The sequence below is a fragment of the Streptomyces sp. NPDC002835 genome (assembly GCF_053591995.1).
The window spans coordinates 114,560-137,276 of sequence record NZ_JBSFUW010000012.1; the positions used below are offsets into that span (position 1 = coordinate 114,560).

Annotated in this window: 20 protein-coding genes, 2 pseudogenes and 1 riboswitch; of the genes and pseudogenes, 3 read left to right on the plus strand and 19 right to left on the minus strand. The window is 70.6% G+C overall.

Annotated features, from left to right (window positions below):
- Positions 1–399 precede the first annotated feature (399 nt).
- Entirely contained in the window at positions 400–1,530 is a 1,131-nt protein-coding gene (locus tag ACWD01_RS15845; protein ID WP_451162090.1) for an LOG family protein, read from the plus strand.
- Here ACWD01_RS15845 and ACWD01_RS15850 read toward each other — a convergent pair.
- From ACWD01_RS15850 to rpsB, 11 genes are all read right to left on the minus strand, one after another.
- Entirely contained in the window at positions 1,527–2,570 is a 1,044-nt protein-coding gene (locus ACWD01_RS15850; RefSeq protein WP_451162092.1) for an ABC transporter ATP-binding protein, read from the minus strand. The two genes, ACWD01_RS15845 and ACWD01_RS15850, sit on opposite strands and share 4 nt — an antisense overlap.
- Positions 2,570–4,186, minus strand: coding sequence for an ABC transporter permease (locus tag ACWD01_RS15855; RefSeq protein WP_451162094.1), 1,617 nt, complete (start codon positions 4,184–4,186; stop codon positions 2,570–2,572). Before ACWD01_RS15855 ends, ACWD01_RS15850 begins: the two co-directional genes overlap by 1 nt.
- Positions 4,187–4,224: 38 nt before the next feature.
- Entirely contained in the window at positions 4,225–5,322 is a 1,098-nt protein-coding gene (locus ACWD01_RS15860) for a thiamine ABC transporter substrate-binding protein (RefSeq protein ID WP_451162096.1), read from the minus strand.
- Positions 5,318–5,438, minus strand: a riboswitch (TPP riboswitch). It overlaps the preceding gene by 5 nt.
- Before the next feature lie 62 nt (positions 5,439–5,500).
- Positions 5,501–6,607, minus strand: coding sequence for a 23S rRNA (adenine(2503)-C(2))-methyltransferase RlmN (rlmN, locus tag ACWD01_RS15865; RefSeq protein ID WP_451162098.1), 1,107 nt, complete (start codon positions 6,605–6,607; stop codon positions 5,501–5,503).
- 127 nt (positions 6,608–6,734) lie between these two features.
- Entirely contained in the window at positions 6,735–7,235 is a 501-nt protein-coding gene (locus ACWD01_RS15870; RefSeq protein WP_451162100.1) for a hypothetical protein, read from the minus strand.
- A gap of 45 nt (positions 7,236–7,280) precedes the next feature.
- A complete protein-coding gene (locus ACWD01_RS15875; protein WP_451162102.1) occupies positions 7,281–7,835 on the minus strand; it encodes a hypothetical protein in 555 nt (184 codons plus the stop codon).
- 250 nt (positions 7,836–8,085) lie between these two features.
- Positions 8,086–9,240 (minus strand): phosphatidate cytidylyltransferase, encoded by a 1,155-nt coding sequence (locus tag ACWD01_RS15880; protein WP_451162104.1) that lies wholly within the window; start codon positions 9,238–9,240, stop codon positions 8,086–8,088.
- Positions 9,240–9,797 carry a ribosome recycling factor gene (gene frr / locus ACWD01_RS15885; RefSeq protein WP_005311329.1) on the minus strand — a complete coding sequence of 186 codons (558 nt, stop codon included), beginning with the start codon at positions 9,795–9,797 and terminating at the stop codon, positions 9,240–9,242. Before frr ends, ACWD01_RS15880 begins: the two co-directional genes overlap by 1 nt.
- Positions 9,798–9,924: 127 nt before the next feature.
- Positions 9,925–10,689 carry a UMP kinase gene (gene pyrH / locus ACWD01_RS15890; protein WP_451162107.1) on the minus strand — a complete coding sequence of 255 codons (765 nt, stop codon included), beginning with the start codon at positions 10,687–10,689 and terminating at the stop codon, positions 9,925–9,927.
- A 158-nt stretch (positions 10,690–10,847) separates the two neighbouring features.
- A complete protein-coding gene (tsf, locus tag ACWD01_RS15895; RefSeq protein ID WP_451162109.1) occupies positions 10,848–11,684 on the minus strand; it encodes a translation elongation factor Ts in 837 nt (278 codons plus the stop codon).
- A gap of 105 nt (positions 11,685–11,789) precedes the next feature.
- The gene (rpsB, locus tag ACWD01_RS15900; protein WP_451162111.1) at positions 11,790–12,743 is read right to left on the minus strand and encodes a 30S ribosomal protein S2; all 954 of its coding nucleotides are present in this window, start codon (positions 12,741–12,743) and stop codon (positions 11,790–11,792) included.
- A gap of 260 nt (positions 12,744–13,003) precedes the next feature.
- On the opposite strand from rpsB, the pseudogene ACWD01_RS15905 reads away from it, so the two are divergent.
- Positions 13,004–13,576, plus strand: a pseudogene (locus ACWD01_RS15905) (peptidoglycan DD-metalloendopeptidase family protein); the annotation flags it as partial.
- Between the two features lie 129 nt (positions 13,577–13,705).
- Here ACWD01_RS15905 and ACWD01_RS15910 read toward each other — a convergent pair.
- The 5 genes and pseudogenes from ACWD01_RS15910 to ACWD01_RS15930 all read right to left on the minus strand — a co-directional run bounded on the left by ACWD01_RS15910 (position 13,706) and on the right by ACWD01_RS15930 (position 17,387).
- The gene (locus ACWD01_RS15910; RefSeq protein WP_356895784.1) at positions 13,706–14,263 is read right to left on the minus strand and encodes a TetR/AcrR family transcriptional regulator; all 558 of its coding nucleotides are present in this window, start codon (positions 14,261–14,263) and stop codon (positions 13,706–13,708) included.
- Positions 14,264–14,336: 73 nt separating this feature from the next.
- Positions 14,337–15,173, minus strand: coding sequence for an RNA polymerase sigma factor WhiG (gene whiG / locus ACWD01_RS15915; RefSeq protein WP_264247510.1), 837 nt, complete (start codon positions 15,171–15,173; stop codon positions 14,337–14,339).
- Between the two features lie 243 nt (positions 15,174–15,416).
- The gene (dprA, locus tag ACWD01_RS15920) at positions 15,417–16,601 is read right to left on the minus strand and encodes a DNA-processing protein DprA (RefSeq protein ID WP_451162113.1); all 1,185 of its coding nucleotides are present in this window, start codon (positions 16,599–16,601) and stop codon (positions 15,417–15,419) included.
- Positions 16,598–17,140: pseudogene (locus tag ACWD01_RS15925) on the minus strand (magnesium chelatase subunit ChlI family protein); the annotation flags it as partial. The pseudogene ACWD01_RS15925 and the gene dprA, both read right to left, overlap by 4 nt.
- Positions 17,141–17,195: 55 nt before the next feature.
- Positions 17,196–17,387, minus strand: coding sequence for a hypothetical protein (locus ACWD01_RS15930; RefSeq protein ID WP_451162115.1), 192 nt, complete (start codon positions 17,385–17,387; stop codon positions 17,196–17,198).
- 271 nt (positions 17,388–17,658) lie between these two features.
- Here ACWD01_RS15930 and ACWD01_RS15935 point away from each other — a divergent pair, with 271 nt between their 5' ends.
- Positions 17,659–18,432 (plus strand): TIR domain-containing protein, encoded by a 774-nt coding sequence (locus ACWD01_RS15935; protein ID WP_451162117.1) that lies wholly within the window; start codon positions 17,659–17,661, stop codon positions 18,430–18,432.
- A gap of 10 nt (positions 18,433–18,442) precedes the next feature.
- On the opposite strand, the gene ACWD01_RS15940 is transcribed toward ACWD01_RS15935, so the two are convergent.
- Genes ACWD01_RS15940 through ACWD01_RS15950 form a run of 3 tightly spaced genes read right to left on the minus strand, consistent with a single transcriptional unit; the run spans position 18,443 to position 22,691 of the window.
- On the minus strand, positions 18,443–18,862 hold the full coding sequence (locus tag ACWD01_RS15940) for a hypothetical protein (RefSeq protein ID WP_451162118.1): 420 nt from the start codon (positions 18,860–18,862) through the stop codon (positions 18,443–18,445).
- Entirely contained in the window at positions 18,859–20,961 is a 2,103-nt protein-coding gene (locus tag ACWD01_RS15945) for a hypothetical protein (RefSeq protein WP_451162120.1), read from the minus strand. Before ACWD01_RS15945 ends, ACWD01_RS15940 begins: the two co-directional genes overlap by 4 nt.
- Positions 20,958–22,691 (minus strand): hypothetical protein, encoded by a 1,734-nt coding sequence (locus tag ACWD01_RS15950; RefSeq protein ID WP_451162122.1) that lies wholly within the window; start codon positions 22,689–22,691, stop codon positions 20,958–20,960. Before ACWD01_RS15950 ends, ACWD01_RS15945 begins: the two co-directional genes overlap by 4 nt.
- Positions 22,692–22,717: the final 26 nt, after the last annotated feature.

Genomic DNA, 22,717 nt, shown 5'->3' on the forward strand with positions numbered 1-22,717 from the left:
CTGCGCGGGCCTCCTCCCCACCCCGCCCCTTCCCGCTGTACCGGATGTGCGGCTCCGCCGCGTGGGGGCTCCGCCCGGACCCGGTACCGCGCTCCGCGCGGTGGCCTCAATCTCCCCCTACGGCCTGACGGCCGTGGGTGGGGGCACCTCCCACGCCGCCAGGCGTAGGGGGAGTACCCCCCAGGCCGGGCTGGATTTCGCTCCGCGAAATCAGCCTCGCCGGCGATTGAGGCGCGGGGTCGGGGCAGCGCCCCGCCAACGCTCAACCGCACCGGACCCAGCGCGGAACCGGGCACATCCAGCCCCGCCGGCGATTGAGGCGCGGGGCCCGGGGGTTGTCCCCCGGTTCGGGAAGGGGCGGGGTGGGGGACAAGACCGGCCGCCGCCTATCGTGGGCGCATGACGGCCACCCCTCCCGACCGTGAGATCGAGTCCCTCGACGAGTTCGACCAGGTCGCCGCCCGCGGTTCGCTCGTCGGGTACCGGCTGCAGTCCCTCGACCTGACCGCCCGCACCGCCGACCTGCTCCGCGCGGAGACGACCGCCGCGGTGTTCCTCGGCTGCCGGATGGAGCCCGACGCCGCCGCCAAGGTGCGCGCGGACGGCGCGCTGGTCTTCCCGCCCGTACCCGATCTGCCGTTCGACCCGTACCGCGGCCGGCTGTACTCCCCCGGCGACCTCTTCGCCGGCCTCGCGGACGGCGGTTACGAGGCGACGCCCGACGCCCTCGCCTACGCCTGGTTCCAGCGGACCAAGGCCGACGGCGACATCTTCGCCTCGATGCTCCGCGCCGTCCACGACGACGCGATCTCCGACGCGCTCGACGAACTCCTCGTCGGCCAGGGCGTCGTGGGCGTCATGGGCGGGCACGCGATGGGCCGCGGCACGGACGCGTACGCCGGCGCCGCACGGCTCGGCCGCGAGCTGTCCCGGGCCGGGTTCACCGTGGCGACCGGCGGCGGCCCCGGCGCGATGGAGGCCGCCAACCTCGGCGCGTACGCGGCTCCGCACCCGGACGCGATGCTGGAGGACGCGCTGCTGCTGCTCGCGAAGTCGCCGTCGTTCGCGCCGTCGGTGACCGACTGGGCGCAGGCCGCTTTCGAGGTGCGTCACCGCTGGCCACAGGGCGGCGACTCGGTCGGCATCCCGACCTGGTTCTACGGTCACGAGCCGCCGAACGCCTTCGCCAGTCACATCGCCAAGTACTTCGCCAACGCCACCCGCGAGGACGGCCTGCTGGCCCGGTCCAACCAGGGTGTGATCTTCCTGCCGGGCGCCGCCGGCACCCTGCAGGAGATCTTCGACAACGCGACCCCGAACTACTACGAGTCCCGCGGCGAGCCGACCCCCATGGTGCTGGTGAACCGGTCCCACTGGACGGAGCATCTGCCCGCCTGGCCGCTGCTGCGGTCACTGGCGCGCGGCCGGTCGATGGAGTCGCGGATCGCGCTCGTCGACTCGGTCGAGGAGGCGCCGGGCGCCCTGCGCCGGTTGCTCGATGCCGCAACCGTCCCCGAACAGCCCGCCTAAGGCCCGTCGGGCCCGTCCGCCCCGAGGACCACGACGTCGTCGGCGGCGAACACCACGCCCACCGTGTCGCCCTCGGCCGGCGCCTCGAGCAGTGAGCACTCCGCCTCCAGCTCGGGACCGTCGTCCGGCCGCAGCCGCACCGCGACGTGGCTGCCGCGGAAGGTGCGGGCCCCGACGGTGCATCGCAGGCCCTGCGTGGGGTCGGTGAGCCGTACGCCGTCGGGCCGTACGAGGACCGTGCGCGCGCCCTGCGGTGAGCCGTCCGGCACGGGGATCTTGCCCCACACCGTGTCGGCGGCCGAGCCGACGACCGTCGCGGCCACCACGTTGTCGAAGCCGAGGAAGCGGGCGACGAACTCCGACGCGGGCCGCTGCCAGACCTCCAGCGGAGTCCCCGCCTGCGCGATCCTCCCGTCCCGCATGACGGCGACACGGTCGGCGAGCGCGAAGGCCTCGCCCTGGTCGTGGGTGACGGCGAGCACCGTCGTGCCCAACCGCCCGAACAGGCCGCGCAGTTCGACGACGAGCCGTTCCCGCAGCCCGCGGTCCAGCTGCCCGAGCGGTTCGTCGAGCATCAGGATCCTCGGCTCGGGCGCCAGTGCCCTGGCGAGGGCGACCCGCTGCTGCTCGCCGCCGGAGAGCGCCGCGACGGACCGTCTGTGCGCGCCGGGCAGGCCGACGAGTTCCAGCAACTCGTCCGTCCGGCGGGCCTGTTCGCCCCGGCCGGCGCCGTGCATCCGCAGTCCGAACGCGACGTTGCCGCCGACGTCCCGCTGCGGGAAGAGCTGGTGGTCCTGGAACATGAGCCCGACGCCGCGGCGGTGCACCGGCACCCCCGACTGGTCGGCGCCGCCGAGCAGAACCCGGCCCGCGTCGATGTCCTGGAGCCCGGCGACCGCCCGCAGCAGCGTGGACTTGCCGCTGCCGCTCGGCCCGAGCAGGCACACGATCTCGTGCTCGGCGACCTTCAGGTCCACCGTGTCGAGCGCGGTCCGCGACCCGAACCGTACGCTCACGCCCCGGAGTTCCAGCAGTGTCATCAGAACTCCTCGGTCGTGGACTGGGTGCGGACGCGTTCGAGCAGGAGCAGCGCCACCGCGCACACCACCATCAGGATCGTGCTCAGCGCCATCGCCTGCCCGTAGTTGAGCTCGCCGGGCCGGCCCAGCAGGCGGGCGACGGCGACGGGCAGCGTCGGGTTGTCGGGCCGGGCGATGAAGACGGTCGCGCCGAACTCGCCGAGGGAGACGGCGAAGGCGAAGCCGGCGGCCACCAGCAGCGCCCTGCGCACCAGCGGCAGGTCGACCTCGCGCCAGGCCCGCAGCGGTGACGCGCCGAGGACGGCGGCGGCCTCCCGCAGCCGTTCGTCCACGGCGCGCAGCACCGGGAGCATGGTGCGGACGACAAAGGGCACGCCGACGAGTGCCTGGGCGAGGGGCACCAGGATCCAGGAGGCGCGCAGGTCGAGCGGCGGTTCGTCGAGGGTGATGAGGAAGCCGAAGCCCACGGTCACGGCGGAGACGCCGAGCGGCAGCATCAACAGGGCGTCGAAGCCGCGGACCAGCCGGCCGGCCCTGCGGGTGAGCGCCGCCGCGGCGAGCCCGCCGACCGCGACCGCGATGGCCGTGGCGGCCAGGGCGTACCGGAGCGAGTTCCACACGGCGTCGATCGGCGGCACGAGGAAGGCGCCGCCGGACGGGTCGACGGTGGTCAGCTCCCGGTAGTAGTCGAGCCCGTAGCCGGCCGGGGTGTCGAAGGAGCGCTCGACCAGCACCGCGAGCGGCGCCAGCAGCAGGACGGCCACGGTGGCCAGGACGCCGCCGAGCAGCGTCCACTGGGCCGCGCCGCGCGGCCGGCGCGCGGTGCGCGCGGGGTCGGCGAGCCGCAGTGCGCTCTCGCGCCGCCGTACGGTCCAGGCGTGCACGGCGAGGACGACGCCGACCGCGGTGAACTGCACCATGGTCAGCACGGCCGCCGTGGTCAGGTCCAGGAAGTCGGCGGTCTGCCGGTAGATCTCCACCTCCAGGGTGGAGAAGGACGGGCCGCCGAGGATCTGCACGATGCCGAACGAGGTGAAGGTGAAGAGGAAGACCATCAGGGCGGCGGCGGCCAGTGACGGTACGAGAGCGGGGAGCGTCACCCGCCGCCACGCGGCGAAGCGGCCGGCGCCGAGGACCCGGGCGGCCTCCTCCTGGCGCGGGTCGAGCTGCGACCAGAGGCCGCCGACGGTGCGGACGACCACGGCGTAGTTGAAGAAGACGTGCGCGAGGAGGATGGCCCACACGGTGGTGTCCAGCCGGACGCCCCACAGTTCGTCGAGGAGCCCGCCGCGGCCCAGCAGTGCCAGGAAGGCCGTGCCGACGACGACCGTCGGCAGCACGAACGGCACGGTGACGACCGCGCGCAGCAGCCGCTTGCCCGGGAAGTCGAGGCGGGCGAAGGCGTAGGCGCCGGGGAGCGCGATCAGCAGGGTCAGCGCCGTGGAGGCGAGCGCCTGCCAGGTGGTGAACCACAGCACCGACAGGATGTCCGGCCGGCCGAGCACCTCGCCGAACCGGCCGAACTGCCAGGCGTCGTCGGCGTGGAGACCGCGCCCGACGATCGCGGAGACGGGGTAGGCGAAGAAGACGGCGAAGAACGCGACCGGGCCGGCCATCAGGCCGAGCCGTGCCGCGTTCCCGCGCAGGGACGTCCTTACTTCACGACGAGCGAGGACCACGACCGGACCCACTGCTCACGGTTCTTCGCGATGGTGTCCGCGGCGACGGTCTCGGGCTTCTCGATCACGGCGCCGTGCTCGGTGAACAGCTCGGGCAGCTTCGCGTCCTCGACGACCGGGTTGACGAACATGTTCAGCGGCATGTCCTCCTGGAACTTCCTGCTGATCATGAAGTCCAGCAGCGCCTTGCCGCCCGCCTCGTTCTCCGCGCCCTTGAGCAGGCCGGCGAACTCGATCTGGCGGAAGCAGGTGCCGGTGGCCACACCGGTCGGCGCCTCGGCCGGCTGCGGGTCGGAGTAGAGGACCTCGACGGGCGGGCTGGAGGCGTACGAGACGACGAGCGGGCGGTCGGCCCCCGCCTTCTTGCCGCCGGCGGACCCGGAGAACTCCTCGTTGTACGCCTGCTCCCAGCCGTCGACGACCTTGACGCCGTTGTCCTTGAGCTTCTTCCAGTAGCCCTGCCAGCCGGACTCGCCGTACTCGCCGACGGTGCCGAGGAGGAAGCCGAGGCCGGGCGAGGAGGTGGCGGCGTTCTCGACGACGAGCATGTTCTTGTACTCGGGCTTCGCGAGGTCGGTGAAGGTCTTCGGCGGCGCGAGCTTCTTGTCTGCGAAGAACCTCTTGTCGTAGTTGACGCAGATGTCGCCGGTGTCGACGGGCGTCACCCGGTGCTTGTCCGCGTCGAGCTGCACCTCGGGGACGACCCGGTCGAGGCCCTCGGCCTCGTGGGGCGTGAAGAGGTCGTTGTCGAGCGCGCGGGAGAGGAGGGTGTTGTCGACCCCGAAGAAGACGTCGCCCTGCGGGGAGCCCTTGGTCAGGATCTCCTTGTTGAGCGCGGCGCCGGCGTCGCCGCTCTTGAGCACCTTGACCGTGTAGCCGGTCTGCCGGGTGAACTCCTTGAGCACCGCCTCTGACGCCGCGAAGGAATCGTGGCTGACGAGCGTGACGGTCTTCGACTCGCTCCCGCCGCCGGATCCGGAGTCCTTGGACTCCCCGCCGCACGCGGCGAGCGTCGTGATGCCGAGGGCGCCGACGAGTGCCGTGCCGACGGCACGCCGAAGCTGGCTGTTCATGATGATGCTGACTCCCTACGCCGGTATGACCCGGATCAGGTCCGAGGGTCTGCGGCCCGCGGCCGTGACGGCCTGCCGCACTCTCAGCGCTGTGGTGCGCTCCCCTGTCGGAATGTTTTGTTGTTCATTTGTGCGAACGCACAGGGCACAGTATCAGCCATGGCCGACGGCCCTTCGGTCACCGCTCCTGCGCGGCCAGCTGCCCGCAGGCCCCGTCGATCTCCTGACCGCGGGTGTCCCGGACGGTGACCGGCACACCGTGCGCGGCGATGGCCTCCACGAACGCCTTCTCGTCCTCGGGGCGCGACGCCGTCCACTTGGAGCCGGGCGTCGGGTTGAGCGGGATCAGGTTGACGTGGACCCGCTTGCCCTTGAGCAGCCGGCCGAGCAGATCGCCGCGCCACGCCTGGTCGTTGATGTCGCGGATCAGCGCGTACTCGATGGAGATCCGGCGGCCGGACTTCTCGGCGTACTCCCAGGCGGCGTCGAGGACCTCGCGCACCTTCCAGCGGGTGTTGACCGGGACCAGGGTGTCGCGCAGCTCGTCGTCCGGGGCGTGCAGCGACACCGCGAGACGGCACTTGAAGCCCTCGTCGGCGAAGCGCAGCATCGCCGGCACCAGGCCGACGGTCGAAACGGTGATGCCGCGCTGCGAGAGCCCGAGACCGTCCGGCTCGGGGTCGGTGAGGCGGCGGACTGCTCCGACGACCCGCTTGTAGTTGGCGAGCGGCTCGCCCATGCCCATGAAGACGATGTTGGACAGCCGGGCCGGCCCTCCGGGGACCTCGCCGTCGCGCAGCGCCCGCATGCCGTCGACGATCTGGTGCACGATCTCGGCGGTCGACAGGTTCCGGTCGAGACCGGCCTGCCCGGTGGCGCAGAAGGGGCAGTTCATCCCGCAGCCTGCCTGCGAGGAGATGCACATGGTGACCCGGTCCGGGTAGCGCATGAGCACGGACTCGACGAGCGTGCCGTCGTGCAGGCGCCAGAGCGTCTTGCGGGTGGTGTCGTCGTCGCAGGAGATGTGCCGTACGACCGACATCAGGTCGGGCAGCAGCTCTCCGGCGAGCTTGTCGCGGGCCGCGGCGGGGATGTCGGTCCACTGCGCCGGGTCGTGCGCGTACCGCGCGAAGTAGTGCTGGGACAGCTGCTTGGCGCGGAACGGCTTCTCGCCGATCGCGGCGACGGCCTCCTTGCGCTCGGCGGGCGTGAGGTCGGCGAGGTGCCGCGGCGGCTTCTTGGCTCCGCGGGGGGCGACGAAAGTGAGTTCTCCGGGCTTAGGCATGTCCGTACCAGTGTCGCAGATCGTTTGCGGTGATCCGCGGGCACCGGACGAGCCCCCGCTCTCGAGCGGCGGGGGCTCCGGCCGGCTCGTCCCGCCGGTCACAGGTGCAAACCGAAGCGACGGTTGCTCAGCTCGACAACAGCCGGTTGAAGAAGGACCGGTACTTCCGCAGGGCCAGGCGCAGGTCCTCCGTGTCGGCCTCCTCGCCCTTGCTCCACTGCCCCTCCAGGTCCTGCTTGTGCTGGGAGAAAGTAGCGGCCAAGGTCTGCATGACATCCGCCACCAGGCCGTCGGCCTCATGGACGGCCTCACGCGGGTCGTCGACGAATCGGTTCTGGATTTCCTGCCACCGCGTGCGGAATCCTGACTCGTCCTCCTCAGTCAGAAGCTGCGGAGCGTCTTCCCCTGCGGACGCATCCAGGGTGTCCGCCCCGGGTTCCGGCTCCCGCGGGACGGTCGAGGCTTCGGGCGGCATCGCCTCGGCCTCCGACGTCGCCCCGGGGGCCTCGCCCGGGAAACCCGGGGACTGGGCCTCGGGCCGGTCGCCCACACCCCTGTCCGGAGGCGCGGCAAGGTCGTCCGTGGAGAGTCCGGTCTCGGCCGGGCCTGGCGTGTGTTCGCGTTCCATCTCTCCTCCGTCCTGATGGTCGAAGAGTTCCGATGTCCGAGGCGCTCACGCGCGGGCCTGACGGGGCCCGCCGTCGGAGAGCAGTTCGTCGAAGAGCGCGCGATAGTGCACCATCGCGCCACGGAGTTGTTCGGTGTTCGCCTTGTGCTGCCGACTGCGCTCGTTGACGTCATGGGCGGCGCGGTAGTGCTCCACGGTCCTGCCGTGCTCGACGGACAGGTCCTGCACTTTCTGTTCGAGGTTGTCCGTGGGGTAGCCGCGTTCCCGCATGAGCGAGGTCACCAGGAGGTCCGCCTCCTGCACCGCCTCCTCGGGATGATCCACGAAGTCACCCTGGACCTTCTGCCAGTCCTGGGCGTAGCGGTCATGGACGGCAGGAGTCAGCGGTTTGATGTCCAGCGCGTCGTGCCGCTTCTCCCGGGCGCTCAGTTCGCGGTCGGCGGCGCTCAGGCTGCCCGCGTCCTCGGCGGTCCGCTCGTACTCGGGGCCGAACCGCTGCCGCAGACGGCGCCGGCGCATGGCGAACCAGCCGAGCACGGCGAGCGCCGCCAGCACGGCGGCAACCGGGATGATGATCGCGAGAAGAGTTCCCGTAGACATCCGCTCACCCCCTGGAAATCGGATACTCCCATCCTAAAGATAAAATTCCCATAGAAAATAGACATAAGCGGCAAATCTCTCTGGGGCCGGGCGGTTTCGGCTGCTGTGGAGACGGCGCGAGATCGCGCCGGCCGCACCGGAGCGCGAAGCGTTGCCCTCCGGATCCGACAAGGATCGCCGCCGCGGCCGCAGTAAGCACGAAGGGCCCGCCGCCCTGTGGACGACGAGCCCCCGCGGACGAATCCGCGACTCAGCCCGACCCGACGAAGAGCACCAGCAGCAGCCACACCACCGGGGCCGTCGGCAGGAGGGAGTCCAGCCGGTCCATGATGCCGCCGTGCCCGGGGAGCAGCGTGCCCATGTCCTTGATGCCGAGGTCCCGCTTGATCATCGACTCGCCCAGGTCGCCGAGCGTGGCGCTGACCGCGACCGCGAGGCCGAGGAGCAGGCCCTGCCACCAGGTGCCGCCGCCGACGAGGAACTGCATGCACAGCGCGCCCGCGGCCATCGCGAACGACACCGCGCCGAGCAGCCCCTCGCGGGTCTTGCCGGGGCTGATGCGCGGCGCCAGCTTGGTCCTGCCGAAGCGCCAGCCGACCGCGTACGCGCCGGTGTCGCTGACCACGGTCAGCAGCAGGAACGTGATCACCCTCTCCGGTCCGTCGTCCGCCGCCAGCATCAGGGCGACGAAGGTGGCCAGGAAGGGGACGTAGAACGCCGCGAAGATGCCGGCCGTGACATCCCGCAGATAACCCTCCGGCGGTTCGGTCATCCGCCAGACCAGGACCGCGAGGGAGGTGAGCGCCATCGCGACCCAGGCACCCTCCGCGCCGCGGACGTAACCGGCGACGACCATCGCCGCGCCGCCCACCGCGAGCGGGACGAGGGGCGCCTTGATCTGCTTGCGCTCCTCGAGGCGGGAGGTCAGCTCCCACAGACCGACGACGACGGCGACGGCGATCACACCGACGAAGACGGCCTTCACGAAGAAGAGCGAGAGGACGATCACCGCGCCGAGGCCGACGCCGACCCCTATCGCCGCACGCAGATCCCGGCCGGCCCGCTTCTTCTGCGGGGGCTCGGGCCGCGAGGGCGGCTGTGGGGTGGGCTCGCCCGGCGGCGGCGGGGTGGGCATGGGCTCCTGCGGCGTTTCGTCACGGAACAGGGGGCCGCCCAGTCGAGCGGCCCCCCGGTCACGGTCCTCGCGGTCTGCGCCGCGACGGTTGTCGGCGTCTCTGCCTGCGTCGGGGAAGTCCGGCACGATGGGCATGGGCCGCGTCTCAGATGTATACCGCGCGTCGTGCCCATCGTGGGCGGAACCCGCCGGGAGGGGCCCCTGCTCGGGCGGCGGCCACGCGCCGGCGTATCCGGCGCCGTGCGAGGCCCCCCAGGAAGAGTCGTTCATCAGACCTCGAGCAGCTCGGCTTCCTTGTGCTTCAGCAGCTCGTCCACCTGCGCCACGTACTTCGCGGTGGTGTCGTCGAGCTCCTTCTCCGCACGGCGGCCCTCGTCCTCGCCGACCTCGCCGTCCTTGATCAGCTTGTCGATGGTCTCCTTGGCCTTGCGGCGCACGGAGCGGATCGAGATCTTGGCGTCCTCGGCCTTGGTCTTGGCGACCTTGATGTATTCCTTGCGGCGGTCCTGGGTCAGCTCCGGGAACACCACGCGAATGATGTTGCCGTCGTTGCTCGGGTTGACGCCGAGGTCCGAGTCGCGGATCGCCTGCTCGATGTTGCGCAGCGCGGTCTTGTCGAACGGCGTGACGACGGCCATCCGCGGCTCGGGAACGGAGAACGAGGCCAGCTGGTTGATCGGGGTCAGGGCACCGTAGTAGTCCGCCACGATCTTGTTGAACATCGCCGGGTGCGCACGTCCGGTGCGGATCGCGGCGAAGTCATCCTTGGCGACCAGGACGGCCTTCTCCATCTTCTCCTCGGCCTCGAGGAGGGTCTCTTCGATCACCACTTGCTCCTGCGTGTCTTGAGGTAGGCCCGGCTCGTACCACTGGGCCGGCGGAACCTGCGTCGCGTGTTGCCTGCACGGTGTCCGACCGGCAGGACTTTGTCCATCCCTCTTGGGGCGCCCCGGATCAGGCCCGGGTGCCCCGGTCGCTCACGAGCGTGCCGATCTTCTCACCCTTGACGGCCCTGGCGATATTGCCTTCGGCGAGGAGTTCGAAGACGAGGATCGGCAGGGCGTTGTCGCGGCAGAGGGTGATCGCGGTGGCGTCGGCGACCTTGAGGTTGCGCGACAGCACCTCGCCGTACTCCAGCGCGTCGAACTTCACCGCGTCCCCGTTGGTCTTGGGATCGGAGTCGTAGACCCCGTCGACGCCGTTCTTGCCCATGAGCAGGGCCTCGGCGTCGATCTCCAGGGCCCGCTGCGCGGCGGTGGTGTCGGTGGAGAAGTAGGGCATGCCCATACCGGCGCCGAAGATGACCACACGGCCCTTCTCCAGGTGGCGCACGGCGCGGAGCGGGATGTACGGCTCCGCGACCTGGCCCATGGTGATGGCGGTCTGGACGCGGGAGTCGATGCCTTCCTTCTCCAGGAAGTCCTGGAGGGCGAGGCAGTTCATGACCGTGCCGAGCATGCCCATGTAGTCGGAGCGGGCCCGGTCCATGCCGCGCTGCTGCAGCTCGGCCCCGCGGAAGAAGTTGCCTCCGCCGATGACGACCGCGATCTCCGCGCCGTCGCGTACGACCGCGGCGATCTCGCGGGCGATGGCGTGTACGACGTCGGGGTCGACGCCCAGGCCTCCGCCACCGGCGAACGCCTCGCCGGACAGCTTCAGCATGAAGCGGCCGGTCTTTTTGCCGTGGTTGTCGTCGCTCTGTGCGGCGCCCTGATTCATGGAGATCTCCTCGTGCACATACGAAGAAGGCCATTGCCAGTGGGTCCTTGCGGTTTCCCGTACGGCAATGGCCTCCTCGTCAGATCTGCGATCGCCGGGCGCGTACGCCGACGACTGCTTCAGACCCTACCGGGGTCCGGTGTCCGTCGCGTACGGACTCAGATGCCGACCTTGATGCGGCTGAAGCGCTTCAGGGTGACACCGGCATCCTTCAGAACCTGCTGAACCGTCTTCTTGTTGTCCAGCGCGTACGGCTGGCCGAGGAGGGTGGCCTCCTTGAAGAAGCCGTTGACGCGACCCTCGACGATCTTCGGGAGCGCGGCCTCGGGCTTGCCCTCGGCGCGCGTGGTCTCCTCGGCGACGCGGCGCTCGGACTCGACGACCTCGGCCGGGACGTCCTCGCGGGAGAGGTACTTCGGGGCGAAGGCGGCGATGTGCTGCGCGATGCCCTTGGCGAGGTCCGCGTCGGCCTTGTCGAGCTCGACCAGGACACCGATCTGCGGGGGCAGGTCGGGCATGGTGCGGTGCATGTAGGCCGAGACGTAGGCGCCGGAGAACTGCGCGAAGCGGTCCAGGACGATCTTCTCGCCGAGGTTGGCGTTGGCCTCGTCGACGTACGCCTGGACGGTCTTGCCGGCTTCGATCTCGGAGGCGAGCAGCGCCTCGAGGTCGGCCGGGGCGGTCTTGGCGACGTGCGCGGCGAGCGCGCCGGCGACGGCCTGGAACTTGTCGCCCTTGGCGACGAAGTCCGTCTCGCACTTCAGCTCGACGAGCACACCGGAGGTGTTGTCGTCGGCGATCAGGGAGACGACGGCGCCGTTCTCGGCGGAGCGGCCCTCGCGCTTGGCGACGCCCTTCTGGCCCTTGATGCGCAGGGCCTCGACGGCCTTGTCGACGCTGCCGTCGGCCTCGTCCAGCGCCTTCTTGCAGTCCATCATGCCGGCGCCGGTGAGCTCGCGGAGCTTCTTCACGTCAGCGGCGGTGTAGTTCGCCATGTCCTTGAATCTCTCTCGAAGGTCGAAAGTCGAAGATCTACGGGTGAGCGGCGGGGCCGGTGCCTGCTGGCACCGCCCCCGCCGTCAACTACCGAACCGGTGAGGTCAGGCCTGCTCGGCGTCCGCGGCCGGCTTCTCGGCCTCGGCGGCCGGGGCCTCGGCAGCGGGAGCCTCAGCGGTGGGCGCCTCGGCGACCGGGGCCTCAGCGGCGGCGGGAGCCTCGGCGGCCGGCGCCTCGGCGGACTCGCCCTCGGTGGCGGCCTCGTCGCCTTCGGTCTTCTTCTCGCCCTCGAGGAGGTCACGCTCCCACTCGGCGAGGGGCTCGCCGGCGGCCTTCTCGCCCGGCTTGGAGTCGCCGGTGGCGGCGCCGGAACGGGCGATGAGGCCCTCGGCGACGGCGTCGGCGATCACGCGGGTGAGCAGGGTGACGGAGCGGATCGCGTCGTCGTTGCCCGGGATCTTGTAGTCGACCTCGTCCGGGTCGCAGTTGGTGTCGAGGATCGCGACGACCGGGATGTGGAGCTTGCGCGCCTCACCGACGGCGATGTGCTCCTTCTTGGTGTCGACGATCCAGACGGCGCTCGGCACCTTCTGCATCTCGCGGATACCACCAAGGGTCTTCTCCAGCTTGGCCTTCTCGCGCGAGAGGACCAGGAGCTCCTTCTTGGTGAGGCCGGAGGCGGCCACATCCTCGAAGTCGATCTGCTCGAGCTCCTTGAGGCGCTGCAGACGCTTGTAGACGGTGGAGAAGTTGGTGAGCATGCCGCCCAGCCAGCGCTGGTTGACGTACGGCATCCCGACGCGCGTCGCCTGCTCGGCGATGGCCTCCTGGGCCTGCTTCTTGGTGCCGACGAACATGATGGAGCCGCCGTGGGCGACGGTCTCCTTGACGAACTCGTAGGCGCGGTCGATGTACGACAGCGACTGGAGCAGGTCGATGATGTAGATGCCGTTGCGCTCCGTGAAGATGAATCGCTTCATCTTCGGGTTCCAACGACGGGTCTGGTGACCGAAGTGGACGCCGCTTTCCAGCAGCTCCCGCATCGTGACGACGGCCATGGCCGTATCTCCTTGTTTTTCTCGGTTATGTCCTGACGCCCCGACGCGCCGTGCCACAAGGGACCGAGGAGCGCGGCCACCAGACCTGGTGAAAGCGTGGTGGCGGGGCGTGCGAAGTCGACCCGGTGACCCGGATCGCCAGAAGAAGTGTACGGGACCGCCGACCTACCGGGTGACGGCGCTGTCCACAACGGGACCGTTGTCCACAGAACCGGACCATGATCAGCGGGCGGGGCGCGGCCTGCGGGACGGTTCCGTCCATGAAGCGTACGTTTTGTGTGGGCGTGACAGCGGGGGCGCGGGCGGTGTTGCTCGTTGCACTGCTGCTCGCCGCGGTGCCCGTGGGGGCATGGGCGGCGGCGGGGACCGCCCGGGCCGCCGACGGCGAGGCGCGGAGCTGGCCCGTCGGGGCGCCGCGGCCGGTGGTGGTGCACGGGTGGGAGCCGCCCAGCTCGCCGTACGGGCCGGGCCACCGCGGTGTGGACCTGGCCGCGGCGGCCGGCGCCCCCGTACGGGCCGCCGCGGCGGGCACGGTCTCCTTCGCCGGATCCGTGGCGGGCCGGGGCGTGGTGTCGATCAGCCTCACCGGTACGGGTGACCCGCCGCTGCGCACCACGTACGAACCGGTCCGCCCGCTGGTCGAGGAGGGCGCCGAGGTGCGCGCCGGCCAGACGGTCGCCGTCGTGGAGCCCGGGGCCTCGCACTGCGCGGGGTGTCTGCACTGGGGGCTGCGCCGCGGCGACGCGTATCTGGACCCGCTGACGCTGCTGCCGCCCTGGATGCTGCGCCGCCCGCCCTCCCGGCTCCTCCCGGTCTTCGGCGTACCGGAACCGCCGACGGCGCGAGCGGCGGGGCCGGTGCAGCGGTGCACGCCGGGCTGCTGCTGCTCGCCTGCCTGGCGGCGCGTCACGCCCTTGGGCGACACGGCAGGGCCGACGCCGGCGCCGCCAGGACGCCGCCGGTCAGCCCCGTACCCCCCGGAGCACCATCGCGACCGCCGCTTCCGCGATGGCGTCGGGCTCCTCGGCCGCGCCGAGCTCGATGCGGCGGACCGCCGCGTCCACGACGCCCTGCAGCAGCATCGCGGTCAGCCGGGGCCGCTCCTGGCCCAGTTCGCCGAGCGCCTCGACGATCATCGCGATCAGACCGCCGTGCGCGGCCCGGATCTTCTCGCGGGCGCCCGCCTCCAGCTCACTTGCCGAGATCGCGACGACGGCCCGGTGCCGCCGGTCCCCGACCAGCTCGAGCTGGCTGCGCACATACGCCTCGACCTTGCCCTCCGGCGTCTCGGCCCGCCCCATGGCGGCCTCCACCTCGGCCGCCCAGACAGGGAAGTCCACCGCGCAGAGCTCTTCGACGACCGCGGCACGCGAGCGGAAGTACTCGTAGACGGAGGACCTCGCCAGGCCGGTGCGCTCCGCGAGGGCGGGGAAGGTCAGCGCCTCCGTACCGCCTTCGGACAGGAGGGAGCGCGCGGCGTCCAGCAGGGCGCTTCGCTGCATCGTCCGGTGCTCGGCCACGGAGGCCGCTCGAATCCTTGGCACGCCTCCACTTTACGGATGCCGGGCCGGCGATCCCAGAGTCACCGGCCGGTCACCGTCCCACGTCGGCCAGCTTCGCCCGCAGTTGCAGCACCGACTTGGTGTGGATCTGGCTGACCCGGCTCTCCGTGACGCCGAGGACATGCCCGATCTCGGCCAGCGTGAGGCCCTCGTAGTAGTAGAGCGTGACGACGGTCTTCTCACGGTCGGGCAGGGTGTTGATGGCCCGGGCGAGGAGCCTGCGCAGCTCGCGGTCCTCCGCCACCTCGACCGGATTGTCGGCCGCGGTGTCCTCGAGCGTGTCCATGAGGCTGAGGCGCTCGCCGCCCTCGCCGCCGCCGTGCAGCAGCTCCTCCAGGGCCACCACATTGGCGAGCGACAACTGGCTGAAAACCGCGTGCAGTTCCTCGACCGCGACGCCCATCTCCGCGGCGACCTCGCACTCGGAAGGAGTACGCCGCAACTGGGCCTCGAGCGTCGCGTACGCCCGCTCGACGGCTCGCGCCTTCTGCCGCACCGACCGCGGGATCCAGTCCAGCGCGCGCAGTTCGTCGATCATCGCGCCGCGGATCCGGGTGATGGCGTACGTCTCGAACTTGATCGAGCGGTCGATGTCGAACTTCTCGATCGCGTCGATGAGTCCGAAGACCCCGGAGGAGACGAAGTCCGCCTGCTCGACGTTGGACGGCAGGCCCACACTCACCCGGCCTGCGACGTATTTGACCAGCGGTGAATAGTGCAGGATCAGCTGTTCCCGCAGCCGGTCGTCACCCGTGGCCTTGTACGACCGCCACAACTCCTCGAGCGACGAGGGTGCGGCGGGCCGCACGGCGCCACGGGCAGCGGGTGGCGCTGCCGCGCGGTCAGACCCGGAGGTGTGCTGGGGCATGCGTTGCCTTGAGCCGTTCTGCTGTGAAGGGAGCGGGGCGGGGCCGCCTGGGCCCGGAATCCGGTGAGCGTAGCGTGACTGGACGGTCGCGGTGGGCGAAGGCGGGCGACAGGAACCTGCTCGGGTATTCGCCCTCGTCCACACCTTCGAACCGGGGCCGATGCCCAGCGCACCGGCCCCTCGGGTCCCGTCGACCGGCCCTCAGAGGTCATCGGCTTCACCTTTTCACCCGAATGCCCGAGGTCAAGCACCGCCTCGCCGTGCGTTCGAACCAGGGCGGGGTCCGCGCGTCAGCCGCCATCCCTCACCCTCGCGTTCCACGAATCCGAGTGAATGCAGTTCGTACAGCTTGCCGAGGGCCTCGTCCACGGTCGTGCCGGCGCCACGGGCGGCGTCCCGGACTGTGAGTGCGCCCCCGGCGGGCAGTGCCTCGAGCACCCGTCTGCCGGCCGGGTCCAGCAGGTCCCTGGGGACCACCGGGCCGCTGCGCGGCGGGGCCAGCTCTCCCATGTCGCCGACGAGTTCGACCACTTCGGCCGCGTCGGTGACCAGCACGCCCTCGCCGCGCAGCAGTTCGTGGACGCCGGCCGACAGACCGCTGGTGGCGGGGCCCGGCACCCCCATCGTGCAGCGGCCCAGCCGCTGGGCGCCGCGCGCGGTCACCAGCGAGCCGCTGCGGTACTCGGCCTCGACCACGACGGTGCCTCTCGTCAGCGCGGCGATGACGCGGTTGCGCATCACGAATCTGCTCGGCGTCGGGTGATCCCCCGGCGGCAACTCCCCGATGACGAGCCCCTGTTCGACGATGCGTCCGATCAATTGGCCGTGACCTCGGGGATAGACGACATCGACGCCGCAGGCGAGGACCGCGACCGTGGCACCCCTCGCGGCCAGCGCGCCGCGGTGCGCGGACCCGTCCACGCCGAACGCCGCCCCCGACACCACGACCCAGCCGCGCTCCGCGAGACCGGAGCCGAGAGCGGCCGCCATGTGCGCCCCGTACGGTGTGCAGGCCCGCGCCCCGACCACGGCGACCGAGCGCAGCGCCCACATCCGCAGGTCCGGCCGGCCCCGGATCCACAGGCCGACGGGTCTCGCGTCACGGAGGTCGTCGAGCTGGCTCGGCCACTCGGTGTCGCCTGGCACCACGAACCGGCCGCCGGCCGCCCGGATCGCCTCCAGGTCACGCTCCGGATCCACCCCGACGGCACGCGCCCGCAGTCCCTGCGCCCGTCGCTCGCTGACGCCGGGCAGGGCCTCGGCCGGGCGGTCCTCCGATGTCAGCCGGGCCAGCAGCTCCTGTGCGCCGAACTCCCGCAGCCACCGTCCGCCGTGTCCGTCGCCCGGTTCCAGGATGCGCGTCAGGGCCGCCCGTGCCGTCCGCTCCCGCACGTCCGGCGGCCCCTGGGTGGCAGCCGGCGCCGTCATGACCCGCCTCCGGCCCCCGCGGCCACTCCCGCCGGTACGCCTCTCGCGATGCCGGTCCGCAGCTCCAGCGCCAGCGCCACGTCACACGGTTCGGGACGGCCCCGGCCGGCCAGGTCGGCGACGGTCCAGGCGATCCGCAGCACCCGGTCGAGGCCGCGGGCCGTGAGGATGCCGCGCTCCACGTCGCGCTCGGCGGCCGCCAGGGCGCCGGGGGCCACCGCCCAGCGGGTCCGCAGTTCATGGCCGGGGACCTCGCTGTTGACGCTCCAGGGCGTGCCGTCCAGCCGGGCCGCGGCGCGGTCCCTCGCCTGCCGCACCCGGTCCGCGACGACCGCCGTGGACTCGCCGCGGCCGCCCTGGCCGAGGAGGTCGGACCGGCTCACCGGCTCGACCTCGATCCGCAGGTCGACACGGTCCAGCAGCGGCCCCGAGAGCCGGGCCTGGTAGCGCCGGATGGCCGCGGCGGGGCATTCGCAGCCGGCCCCGTGCAGCGTGTGCCGGCCACAGGGGCAGGGGTTGGCGGCCAGTTTGTGGATGTAGTTGCCCACTGACCATTGACCGCGTGATCCATGCCCGTGGCGGATCGGCGCCTGGTTACTTGCGGATGAGCTCGTTCAGCTTCTCGGCCGCCATCAGGAACCAGAGACCGGACGCCCCCAGCCCGACGGTCACTCCAAGAAGAACGCCAGCGGTGGTGCCGACGAAGTTGACGATGGGGATCGCGGCGGCGAAGCCAGCGCCGAGCCCGAGTGCAACGCCGATGACCCCGGCGATGCCGAAGATCACGACAGCACGAAGGGAAACTACCCCTTTGTCACGGTCTTCGGACTGACTCGACTCGTTGCCTTCGCGGGGCGGACCTGCTTTTGTGGACACAACGTTCCTCCTGCTGGCAAGCGGATGTGAACGAGGACGGCTCCCGGTGCGAACGGGGGCCGTTCGCCTTTCAGCAGGCTTGCGGCCGCGTCCCCTCACTAGCAGACTCGCAGGCGGGACCCTGTTCGTCAATATCGAGAGATTTTTTCGATAATCGAGAATCGTGGGCTAGAGTGGAGGCATGGAGCGGAAGGTTGAGGCGCTAGGACCCACGGGTGCGCGAGTCGCGGACCGGCTGACTGAGCTGCGCCGAGCGCAAGAGCTGACTCAGGGACAGCTGGCGGAGAAGCTCCGCGAGCTCGGGCGCCCCATTGCGGTGGCCGCTCTGTCCAAGATCGAGAAGGGGCTCCGCCGCGTCGACGCGGACGACTTGATCGCGTTGTCGCTTGCACTGGGCGTCAGCCCGAACGAGCTCCTCCTGCCGGATCCGTTCTTCAGTGATCCGGTGGAGCTGACGCCGACTAAGAACATGGGGGCGGCCGAGGCCTGGCAGTGGGCCGCCCATAACCCCGAGGGCGCCCGCGGAGTGTTCATCTCCTATGCCCGCCGGGACAGGGATTGGGCAGAATGGATCGCATGGACGCTTAAGAACGCCGGCATCCTTGTGAGGCTCGACGTATGGGACCTTTCGCCGGGCATGAGCTGGAACAGTGTGCTGACGAACAACATCAAGAACGCTAAGTGCGTCATCGCCCTCCTCTCATCAAACTATGTTTCGTCTGAGTGGACCCGCCATGAGTGGACGTTCGCGGAAGCTGCGGGAAGGCGCCAGCTGCTCCCGGTCTGCATCGAGCACTTCGACATGCCTAAGGCGTTCGCCCAGTACCAGTACCTGGATCTTGTGTCGTCGTCAGAAGAGCAAGCTCGGCAGCAGCTCCTTGAGTCCGTGAAGCTCTTCGGCGAGCGTCCCCAGGTCGCCGGGCAGTCAGAGACGCCCGAGTTCCCTGGGACATAGCAAAGGTGAACTATCGAGGTGTTCGGCGGCCCGGGATGCGGTCGGTGAGACGGGTGACGCCCGTGGCCGATTCCAGCCCGGCCTTCAGCCGGTGGTTCTCGACGGAGAGCCGGTGGATCTGGGCGACGGCAAGCTTCAGGGTCGCGGTCAGCTCCTGGTTGGTGCGTCGGAGTTTCGCGTTGCGGGCGGTGAGGCGGTCGTTCGGACTGGGTCTGGCGGAGCCATCCGGCTGGGTCTGGAGACCGCGGGCAGCGGCGATCTTCTGGACGGCGTCGGGGTAGTTGCGGCGGAAGGTCGTGTTGGACAGGCCAAGCCGGCGAGCTAGGTCAAGGACGGAGGGCTGCCTGCCGCTGCTGCGGCAGGCAGCCAGCAGTTCTTCGAGGGCTTTGGCGACGCGTGGGGGGCTTGGCAGGTCGGTCCTGCGGCTCACTGTTCCTCCGGGACGGCGTGGTCGAGAAACCGGGCGATCTCGTCCGCGCGGTGACGCAGGCGCGTCTCCAGCAGCGGCGGGGGCGGCAGTGAGGCTGCAAGGCGGTCGGTGATCGCAGCGAGTTCGGCCTGCCAGTGATTGCGGTTGGCCGGGGTGAGGGCGGCATTCTGGCAGGCCAGGGGTTGGCAGCCTCCGTGCTCGGGCAGCCCTTCGGTGGCGGTGACCTGGGCCTTCTCGCAGAGGGCCTTCGCTGGGTCGTGGACGCAGGTGATGAACGTCCCCGGATAGACGGCTGGATCGTGCCTGCGCATGATCCGTTTCAGGCGGGCCAGGTCGAGAACGACCTGGCCGGTGAAGCCGGCCCGCTGGCCCAGGGTCTCCAGGCGGCGGACCGCTTCCGCGGCGGCTGGCCCCTCCATCTGGTGATGTTCGTGAGCGTCGACCATGGCCAGCAGGTGTTCGCCCCGGGCCAGGGCCTGCTCGCTTTCAACCTCGGCCCGGAATCCGGAGTCGCTGGTGCCCGCGTAGCCCTCGAACATCTGGATGCTCTGGTGCTTGTAGTGCAGGGCCCCGGCGATCGTGCCACCCGGCCGGCGGGCGATGAACCAAGCCAGCGTGCGGCGGAACTGGCTGGTCATGAGCTTCCAGGGCCGGCCGTCGACGTCCGGGATGCCGTCGGTCCTGCCGTGGTCGGTGCAGTACTGGTTGACCCAGCCGATGAACTGGTTGAGGTTGATGTTGGTCGTCGAGTTCGCCATCACCCCGCCCGCGGCGACCCGCTCGGCGTGTTTCTTGCCCGCGCTGTGCAGCAGGGTGGCGAACAGCATGTCCTGCCCCGCGGGCTGGAGACGTTCCATGACCTTGATCGCCCGGGCGACCGGTGCACCGACCAGCCAGACGGCCGGGACTCCTTCCACGTCGTCGGCGCCCTTGAACGCCACACTGGCCAGCCGCCATCGATAAGCGGTGCCCTGGTCGTCGGTCTCGACGCTCAGGCTGTCGCGCCGCAGGTGCTTGATCTCGCTGTCCCGCATGCCTGACAGGTAGGCGATCACGATGTAGCAGGCGGACTGCAACAGCCGTCCCAGCACCGCGATGCTGTGCGGATGATCAGGTCGGCGGGTGACGGCATCGATCCATGGCCGGCCGTCCAGGACGGCGGTGATGGGACTGGAGAACGTCAGGACGTCGCCAGCGCCGACCCGGGCGAACGCCTCCTCGACCTGGGCCCGGTAGGAGTAGAGGCTGGTGGGATGGCAGTTGAGGTCCTCGGCCAGGGCATAGAACGAGTAGTTCCCCTGGGTGCCGGGCAGCGGTCGGTCGGCCGCGACATGCTCGTCGAGGAGTCTCTGGAGCCGGTGGCCGAGGTTCTTCGGGCCTTTCCCGGTGCCCAGGGCCTTGGGGCCTTCCCTGCGACGCCGACGCTGCCAGTGCAGGTCCCCGGCGAGGATGTCGTCGGCGAACTCGTCGACGAACCAAAGCGACCACGCCAACAGCGGACCCAGCACCTCCTCGGGAAGCCGGGACTGAGCGTTCTCGGTGCGGCCGCGGCGGACCGGCTCCCCCCAGCTGTCCATGTGGGCCGGGTCGAAGGCCAGCCAGCCTTCCTCGCGCATGCTGTGACGCCAGCGCCAGAAGTAGCGGACCGCTGCCCGTGCCTTGACTCGTTGCGAATAGCTCGTCCTCGGCCGGGTCAGCAGGTGCCGCTGGTAGTCGTCCAGATCCGCCCCGGTCAGCGACGCGATCGACCGGGCTTGCTTGGCATTGACCAGCCAGAGCAGGAACTGGTGGACCTCGCCGAGTGCGGCATGCAAGGTGGCGATGCCGGGACGGGTCTCCCCCGGCGGCAGCGGGCCCGACAACAGGCCGTAGTAGAGCTCCTTCACCAGCGGCCGGTAGGGGTCCGGGATCTTCGGGAAGTTCAAGATCAAGGACCGCCGGTGCCGCTGATGGTCGGCCGGGTTCAGCAGCCAGACCGGGTCCGTGAACCGGGAGGTGCCGGCCAGCTCCGTGCCCGGCCGCAGGGGCCTGCCGTGCAGCACGAAGACCTCGTGCAGAGCATCCGCGTGCGGCGGGGCCGCGGCGACGGCGACGGTCACGGGACCTCCCAAGGCTCTTCGGCCCAATCCAAGAGCGAGTCGTTGGGGATCTGCTCGCGGGCGGCGGCAACCTGTTCGGGCGAGAACCGGGTCAGGATGTCGTGGCGAATCGCCGCCCATGCCTGCCCATAGCGGGCCCACCAGACCTGCTCGCTCAGCCGCTGCCGCCGCTCGATCAGCGACTTCATCAAGCCCAGCAGCCGGGGCAGGTGTCCCTCGGTGACCATGCAGTTCCCGCAGGAGAAGCAGGACAGCAGCGACGCGGTGCAGGGCTGATGAGTCACCGGATGGTCCTTGGGATCACGACATCCGCTCCAGGGTCCGGCTGCCACCGGACCCTGGAGTCGGCCGGGCATGACGGTCAGACCGCCGCCCGCCTCTTCAAGGGCCCGCCGGTGGGCGTCGAGCGCAGAGCGTTCGGCGTCCGCCAGTGCCTCACCGATGACGTCGTCCGCCCATTCGCGGATCGTCATATCGCCCCGCAGGTAGTCCTTGAACAGCACCGGGAAAGTGTTCGAGCGGGCCGCGGACGGCAGATGCCCGCCCATCTTCTTCGTCCGCCGAGCTTCCATGCTCGTGCGAAGCCGCTGAGCCCTAACCTGCAACAAGGGCGCCTCAGCGCCGGGTGGTGCATCAGCCAGGACCGGCTGGCGCCGACCCCTGTTCCAGTCCGCCAGGCTCAGCAGGCCCGGGGCCAGGGACTTCACGAACGGCCCGTAGTGCTCGCCCGGGCCCACCTCGACTCCCCGGCGGTTGCCGTTCGCCCAGATCGTCAACAGCTGGTCTCCCCCGGCGAACAACCGCGACCGGACTGTCAGCCGGTGCAACAGCAGATAGAGACCGCCCGGGGTGTGCAGTTCGCGTCCCTCGGCCCCGATCTCCCAGGTGACCGTCTCGAACCACTTCCCCCGGCCGCGACGGCGTTTGATCACCTCGACCTCGACCGCCTTGCCCTCCAGGATCCGGTGGCGGGTACTCAGTTCTTTGACCGACTCGATATTGCGCTCGCTCAGAGCGACCATCAGCAGCAGCAGCGGTGCCAAGTCCTGGAGAGTGACGAACAGATGGCCCGCCAGCCGGACCCGTGTCTTCCACAAATACCGGCCGTCCTCCGACGGCCAGGGGACCGTGCCGGTCTCGGCCATGCCGGTCAGCCGCCTGCCCAGTTCCGCCTGGTCCTCGGGCAACTGCCCGGCCCTCGCCTGGGCCAGCAGCCTCTCCCCCGCCTCGATCCGCCGCCGGATCGCCGCCGTGTCCGCCCGAATCGCGGCCAGCAGCCGAGCAAGCTCACCCTCGCTGTAGCCGCTGCCGGATCCCGCCCACTTCTGCCGGGGAAAACGGCGCTGGATGAAGTCCGCAACGTCCGGATCGATCTTCTCTTTCAAGGGTGAGGTGCCCAAGAGCTGGTTGACCACGTGCAGATCTCCGCAGACCTTCCCACCTTCGGTGCGGTGCCGATGGAAGTCCTCCAGCATGCCCACCCGTAAGCCGTCGACCGTCGCCGGGGCATCGGGCAGAGCCGCGAGGAAACCCAGCACGCGTTCGATCGCATGGAAGACGGTCCGAGCCGATGCCAGTGTCCTGACCGTGCCGGCCGGCCCGCAGCGGGCAGCCCAGGCCGTGGCCAGATCCTCGTGCCAGCCCGGCAGCGGCGTCCGGCCGACGTCGAAGACGCCCTCCCGGCCGTCATCACCCCGAAACGGCACCATCAGGCCGCCCGGGGACGCCACGACCGCAGGGCCCGGCTCGTAGAGCC